Source organism: Vibrio sp. 10N.286.46.A8, from assembly GCF_041470165.1.
Classification (GTDB): domain Bacteria; phylum Pseudomonadota; class Gammaproteobacteria; order Enterobacterales; family Vibrionaceae; genus Vibrio; species Vibrio tasmaniensis_A.
Genome location: NZ_JBFRLX010000020.1, coordinates 1 through 6874 on the forward strand (window position 1 = coordinate 1; position 6874 = coordinate 6874).

Here is a 6874-nt window from a genome sequence, read left to right on the forward strand (position 1 = left end):
GATTATTTCAGCGCGACATCGAAATCAAAATATCACAACCCAACTAAAGGGTTTTCTTCATACTTCCTCTCGTTTGAAACGGGAAGTCGTTTAGAGATCATGGAAATGGATTCTGTGCCTGAATCGAAAGATGACATTTATGAGCAGTTCACAGGCTTCATTCACATGGCTATTTCATTAGGGTCGGAACAAGCGGTCGATCAACTGACTCAACGCTTGGTCGAAGACGGCTATGAGCGCTTAGATGGCCCAAGAAGAACAGGTGATGGCTATTATGAGAGCTGTGTGCTCGATCCTGATGGTAATCGCTTGGAACTTACCGTTTAATGTAGAGACTTAATTGAGTTACTCATCTACTAACGGAACTGAGGTATGACAATGATGAAGCTTGCTGTGACTTTCCTTTTTAGTCTTGGGCTTATGGGATGTGCTACCTCAGAACCGGTGTATGAACCAGAAGCTGACTCGAAACCTGAACCATCACAGCCAATAGGTTACCTCGGTTTTAAAGCTCACCAAGAGTGGGCTATTCAATTTAACGACTGTACGGTCTATGATTTAACAGGCGCACAACCCTACCAGTGGTTTGATCGCACTTCAGCCTCTGTGAGCTGTTATACGTTTAAGCCAAACGATGCTATCAAGACTCTGTTGGTTTACTCCGATGCTGATTTCAACAGCAATAAACTCACTCCAATTGACCGTTTTCAAGAGTTGCAGGTATCAGAATCAGGCTGGGGCATTTTTCCTGCCGTCTACGAGACCAACGGCACCAATTGGCTGAAAGTCAAAGAGGGTTGGATTCACCTCACACTAGCCGATCAGACTTTGGTTCAGTTCTATCCCGGAACTCAAGACCAATCTAGCAAACACACACATGATCAATATTTTGAAGAGCACTGATCGTAACGCTGACTTTTGATTAGTCTGTAGTTCGATCAGAAAAAGATCGTTTAGTCATTGCTGAAGCCGGTTTCAATCTGTATCTTGGCTTTTATTGAAATCGGTTTCAGAGTTGTGATCGCAGCTCTAATCCTGATCTTTTTCACGAATAACTTGTAGCGAGTCATGGTATGAACAACGAATTTCCGAATGATTTTTTGTGGGGTGGTGCGGTTGCAGCGCATCAGTTAGAGGGCGGCTGGGATGCGAATGGCAAGGGTGTAAGTGTTGTTGATGTATTAACAGCGGGCGCTCATGGCGTGCAACGTCGAATCACTGATGGTGTGATTGATGGCGAAAACTATCCAAACCAAGTCGCAGTGGATTTCTACCATCGCTACAAAGAAGACATTAAGTTACTCGCTGAGATGGGTTTTAAGTGTTTCCGTACCAGTATCGCTTGGACGCGTATTTTCCCAAATGGCGATGAAGCTGAGCCATGTGAAGCGGGTTTAGCATTTTACGATGACCTGTTTGATGAGCTGTTGAAATACGACATTCAGCCTGTGGTAACACTGAGTCACTTTGAAATGCCTTACCATCTAGCTAACGAATATGGCGGCTGGATGAACCGAAAAGTGATCGATTTCTTTGTTAAGTATTCAACTACGGTGATGGAGCGATACCAGCACAAAGTGAAATACTGGATGACGTTTAACGAGATCAACAACCAGATGAACACTTCGGCAGACATATTCGGTTGGTTGTGCTCTGGTGTTAAGTTCCCGCAATGTGAAAAGCCGCAAGAAGCCATGTATCAAGCGGTTCACCATCAGTTTGTGGCAAGTGCTTTGGTGGTTAAGAAAGGTCACGAGATTAACCCAGATCTTCAGATCGGCGCAATGTGTGCGATGGTGCCTTTTTATCCTCGTTCTTCTAAACCGGAAGACATTATGGTGGCACAGCAAGCGATGCGTGACCGTTACTTCTTCTCGGACGTGATGGTGCGTGGTCATTACCCAAATTACGCCAAGCGCGATTGGGCAATCAAAGGCTTCAACATTGAGATGCAACCAGAAGATGAGACGATCCTAAAAGAAGGTAAGGCCGATTACTTAGGCTTTAGCTACTACATGTCGAATACTTTGGATTCTTCTTCGCATCAGTCGACTGAAGAGGCGATGGACGGCGGTCATGAGAATTCGGTTGATAACCCGTTCATCAAGTCTAGCGATTGGGGTTGGCCAATTGATCCAACGGGTTTGCGTTTCTGTTTAGCGTCTCTGTATGAACGTTATGAAGTGCCATTGTTCATCGTTGAGAACGGTTTTGGCGCTGTTGATACCATTGAAGAAGATGGCAGCATTAATGACGACTACCGTATAGCTTACCTTGGCGACCACATCAAAGAGATGAAAAAAGCCGTTGCGATCGACGGTGTTGATTTGATGGGTTACACCCCTTGGGGCTGTATCGACTTAGTGTCGTTCACCACCGGTGAGATGAAAAAACGCTACGGATTCATTTACGTAGATAAGCACAACGATCAATCTGGCTCACTAGAACGCAAGCGCAAGAAGTCGTTTGAGTGGTATAAAGGTGTGATTGCATCTAACGGTGCCACTATTTAGAATGCATTTCCCAGCGCAGTTATGTGAACTGTGAGCTGTCATTTTGCAATGAATTAGTCGGCCTATGTCGGCTAATTTTTTATAAAGGAAGAGAAGCCAATGGTAACCATGCTTGATGTCGCGAACCGCGCAGGCGTATCTAAATCGACCGTTTCTCGTGTCTTAAATGGCAAGAACATCGTGCGCCCAGATGTGGTGAAAAAGGTATTCGATGCGATTCAAGAAACAGGTTATCGACCGAACTTGCTGGCTCAGCAATTGGCGACCAAGAAGACCAATTTCATCGGCTTTGTAATCACCAATGAGTTGTTCAATGGCCCATATTTCTCTTCCTTGATGTATCACGCGGCTTCTTATAGCGAAAAGTCGAATCACCAACTGGTGATCACCGATGGCAAACACAGCGCTGAAGACGAAATAAAGGCGATCAACTTCCTGCTGGATATGAAGTGCGCGGGCATCATCATCTATCCGCAATGCTTAACCGAAAGCGAGATTGCAAAGGTCATCGAAAGCACTGACACGCCGATTCTGGTACTCAACCGAGAAATGCCGTCGAAGCCTAACCATGCCATTACCACCGACCATTATCAGAGCGCTTGTTTGATGGTTGAACACATCATTGAGCAAGGCCATACAGATATTGCAGTGATTCGTGGTAAAGCCGGTTCTTCGGCCGATGAGCTGCGTTACCAAGCCTATCAAGATGTGTTAACTAAACAGGGTATTGCATTGGATGAGGCCAAAGTTGTTCAAGGTGATTGGACGATGGGGAGCGGTTACCGTGCCGCGCAAGCTTTAGTGGAAAGTAAAGTAAGCTTCACTGCGATCTTGTCTGAAAACGATGACATGGCGATTGGTGCGATTAAGGCGTTAACCGAACTTGGGTACTCATTACCTCAAGATGTTTCTATCGTCGGTTTTGATAACAGCAAAGTGGGTGCGTTTTTAACGCCAAGCTTAACGTCTGTCAGTGTGCCATTAGAGCAAATGACGCAAAAGGCGATCCTGCAAATTGTCGGTGAAACAGAGCAAGCGACCACCATCAATACCACCGGCAGTTTGGTGTTACGTGATTCGATAGCGAAGCTAAATTAGCACTGTTCGAATTTCATATTTTACCTACAAAAAGTGATGAGCTGCGCATCTCTTAAACCAAGCTCAAACACTCATTATTCACTGTTATTTAGATGTGCGATATTGCGTTTTTGGTCGATGAATTGACCACCATTAGTTAAGTAATGTGAAAACAGTTAAGTAATGTGAAACTAGCTAAGTAATATGAAAATAGCTAAGTAATGCGAGAACAGGTAAGTAACGTGAAAACAGAAAAACAAAAAATGCTAGCAGGCGAACCTTATCAGGCTTGGGATAAAGAGCTTTATGCAGCTCGTATCGAATGTCGTAAGGTGCTTCAAAAACTCAATAACAGTATTCCTGACACACCGGAATGGGAAGCAGCAACGCAAGAGCTGATTCCGGGCTGTGAAAATGCGCATTTAGAACCTCCATTTCGTTGTGATTACGGCTCGAATATCAAGCTGGGCAAGAACTTTTACGCTAACTTTAACTGCGTGATTTTGGATGTGGCTGAAGTGACCATTGGTGATAATGTGCTGCTTGGTCCGAACGTTCAAATCCTGACCGCAGGTCATCCACTCGATGTGAAAGGCCGAGTTGAAGAGGGTGTTGAGTTTGCCACACCGATTAACGTCGGCGACAATGTTTGGCTTGGCGGCGGTGTAATCATCTGCCCGGGTGTAACCATTGGCGAAAACAGCGTGATTGGCGCAGGCAGTGTGGTAACCAAAGACATCCCAGCCAATGTGGTTGCAGTCGGTAATCCATGTAAAGTGCTGAAAGCGATCGATAACGGACAATAATCAGATTTAAATGACAAAGCCCGAACCTAGGTTCGGGCTTTGTTTTTTCTATTCTTGCTAGATGCTAGATGCTAGATGCTAGATGCTAGATGCTAGATGGAACAGCTTGTTGTGCTTGCTTCTTATCTAACGCACCACTGAATCGAGTCAGAACAAGAGCGATCAAAACGATCACCGCACCTACCCAAGGGGTGTTCATTAATCCAGATTTCGCGACAATCAAACCACCGCCCCATGAGCCCAATGCAATACCGACGTTGAAGGCGGCAATGTTCAATCCAGAAGCGACATCGACTGCGTCTGGTGTGTATTTCTCAGCCAGTTTCACAACATACACTTGTAGCCCCGGAACGTTACCGAATGCAAATGCACCCCAAACCAAAATAGTCGCAACGGCTGCATAAGGGTTTACAGCGGTAAAGTTGAATACCACCAGTACTGCGGCTAAACCAGAGAAGATAACGGTCAGCGCTTTAATCGGGCCCATCTTGTCAGCCATTTTTCCGCCCCAGATGTTACCCACCGCCACTGACACACCGTAAACCAACATGATGAGGCTGATTGAGCTCGAATCAAACCCTGATACGTTTTCCAGTATTGGAGCAAGGAAGGTAAAGGCTGTGAATGTGCCGCCATAACCTAGTGCTGTGATAGCGTAAACCAACAGTAATCGTGGTTGAGTTAGAACCTTTAGTTGTGCCGAAATCTTCGCCGCAGGTGGTTGCTTAAGGTTGCTTGGAACCAAGATAGCGCTACCGATAAGAGCAATAAGACCAAGCAGAGCAACGATCAAGAAGGTCGCTTGCCAGCCAAAGGTTTGACCGATGTAAGTGCCCAGTGGTACGCCGGTCACCAATGCAACCGTTAAACCCGTAAACATGATCGCGATGGCACTGGCTGCTTTATCTTTTGAAACCAAACCTGTCGCGATGGTCGATCCAATCGAGAAGAACACACCATGGGCGAGGCCGGTCAAAATTCGTGCGGCGATCAGCGTGTTATAGCCTGGAGCTTGCCACGCCAATAAGTTACCAATGACAAACAATGCCATCACGGTTAGCAATACCGCTTTACGATTCCACTTTCCGGTTAATGCCGTTAATACTGGTGCGCCAATAGCAACGCCAAGCGCGTATAAACTGACTAATAGGCCTGCCGATGGCAGAGATACATTCAAGTCGCTCGCCATGGTAGGAATCAAGCCTACGATGACAAATTCTGTGGTTCCGATGGCAAAGGCGCTGAGCGTCAATGCAAGTAATGCTAATGGCATAATCATCTCTCTTACTGTTCTTTGTTAAATACCGAGCGCGATAAAATGGGGCAGCTTGTGACTGCAATAGGAGCGCTTCGTTTGATGGCGAGGATTATCTAGCAAAATATATTTGTGAAAAATGCCGTTATTCACAAATAACCTTTGTGAAATTTGCAATAATTAAAGAGTTAGCCGATCATTGGGTTAAGCTGATGAGATCGAAAAGACATAGATGATTTGAGCTGTGATGAGCACAAGCGAGATGACATTAAACAAAATGAAGATAGCGAAGGAGCCTCATGTTAACCCGTTCAGATGATTTAGAAATGGTACTCACCGTTGTCGATGCTGGTGGTTTTTCTGCGGCGGCAGAGGCGCTGGATGTGCAGGTCGCCAAGGTGTCTCGCTCGGTGAGTAAGGTTGAGTCGCAACTCGGCGTCTCGATATTCAACCGAACAACGAGACGCGTGGAATTGACGGAGGAAGGGCGGCAGTTTGTCGATTCAGTCAGGTTGGGGTTACAGATGATCCAGAGCGCGGAAGAAGAAATCGTGTCGCGCGGTGAGTTGCCAAAAGGTCGTTTAAGAGTCGATGCCGCCAGTCCATTCGTATTCCATCAGCTAGTGCCTTTGGTGCAGTCATTCAAAGAGGCTTACCCAGACATTGAGTTGGAACTCACGTCCAACGAAGGCTTCGTTGATCTTCTGGAAAAGAGAACTGATGTTGCGATTCGAATCGGTAAGTTGTCCGACTCAACACTGCACGCGCGCCCGTTAGGCAAAAGCTTACTCCATATTGTGGCGTCACCTGATTATCTCGCTAAGCGTGGGTTGCCCACCAAACCTGAAGATTTGAGTTTGCATCAAATTGTGGGTTTTGCAGGGAACAAAGTGCTTAACCATTGGCCTTTACCAAACCAAAGTTATGTCGCGCCTACTGTGACAGCCAGTAATGGTGAAACCGTGCGTCAACTAGTCTTAGCTGGAAATGGGATTGCTTGTTTATCGGGGTTTATGGTGCAGGAGGATATGGCAGCAGGGCGACTAATCCCTATTCTGGAACAAGACAAACTTGCCAACACAGACCGAGAGCGAGTGAATGCGGTTTACTACAAGTCGTCATCGGTCTCTAAACGTATCTCGGCGTTTATCGATTTTATTCAGCCCCGTTTGAAGCTCTAACTAAGGCAGTTGACGATATCCGCATTGTCTCGTCCTAAAATA

Annotated in this window: 7 protein-coding genes; 6 read left to right on the forward strand and 1 reads right to left on the reverse strand. The window is 46.0% G+C overall.

Annotation, left to right across the window (positions count from 1 at the left end; all coding sequences use genetic code 11):
- From AB4232_RS02835 to AB4232_RS02855, 5 genes are all read left to right on the forward strand, one after another.
- Positions 1-327 (forward strand): VOC family protein (locus AB4232_RS02835; protein ID WP_372086091.1); only part of this gene is annotated, 327 nt, incomplete at its 5' end.
- A 51-nt stretch (positions 328-378) separates the two neighbouring features.
- Positions 379-903 carry a hypothetical protein gene (locus AB4232_RS02840; protein WP_372086105.1) on the forward strand — a complete coding sequence of 175 codons (525 nt, stop codon included), beginning with the start codon at positions 379-381 and terminating at the stop codon, positions 901-903.
- A gap of 170 nt (positions 904-1073) precedes the next feature.
- Complete coding sequence (locus AB4232_RS02845) at positions 1074-2513, forward strand: 6-phospho-beta-glucosidase (RefSeq protein ID WP_372086094.1); 1440 nt, start codon at positions 1074-1076, stop codon at positions 2511-2513.
- Between the two features lie 99 nt (positions 2514-2612).
- Positions 2613-3611, forward strand: coding sequence for a LacI family DNA-binding transcriptional regulator (locus tag AB4232_RS02850; RefSeq protein ID WP_372086096.1), 999 nt, complete (start codon positions 2613-2615; stop codon positions 3609-3611).
- 221 nt (positions 3612-3832) lie between these two features.
- Positions 3833-4396 (forward strand): sugar O-acetyltransferase, encoded by a 564-nt coding sequence (locus tag AB4232_RS02855; RefSeq protein ID WP_372086099.1) that lies wholly within the window; start codon positions 3833-3835, stop codon positions 4394-4396.
- Positions 4397-4481: 85 nt separating this feature from the next.
- Here AB4232_RS02855 and AB4232_RS02860 read toward each other — a convergent pair whose 3' ends face one another.
- Positions 4482-5669, reverse strand: coding sequence for an MFS transporter (locus tag AB4232_RS02860; RefSeq protein ID WP_017062388.1), 1188 nt, complete (start codon positions 5667-5669; stop codon positions 4482-4484).
- A 281-nt stretch (positions 5670-5950) separates the two neighbouring features.
- Between AB4232_RS02860 and AB4232_RS02865 the strand changes: the two genes are divergently transcribed.
- A complete protein-coding gene (locus AB4232_RS02865; protein WP_372086102.1) occupies positions 5951-6832 on the forward strand; it encodes a LysR substrate-binding domain-containing protein in 882 nt (293 codons plus the stop codon).
- Positions 6833-6874: the final 42 nt, after the last annotated feature.

Bases quoted from the DNA above. Each gene is read 5' to 3' on its own strand.
- AB4232_RS02865 (WP_372086102.1), top strand. From the start codon at position 5,951: ATGTTAACCCGTTCAGATGATTTAGAAATGGTACTCACCGTTGTCGAT.
- AB4232_RS02850 (WP_372086096.1), top strand. From the start codon at position 2,613: ATGGTAACCATGCTTGATGTCGCGAACCGCGCAGGCGTATCTAAATCG.
- AB4232_RS02845 (WP_372086094.1), top strand. From the start codon at position 1,074: ATGAACAACGAATTTCCGAATGATTTTTTGTGGGGTGGTGCGGTTGCA.
- AB4232_RS02840 (WP_372086105.1), top strand. From the start codon at position 379: ATGATGAAGCTTGCTGTGACTTTCCTTTTTAGTCTTGGGCTTATGGGA.
- AB4232_RS02860 (WP_017062388.1), bottom strand. From the start codon at position 5,669: ATGCCATTAGCATTACTTGCATTGACGCTCAGCGCCTTTGCCATCGGA.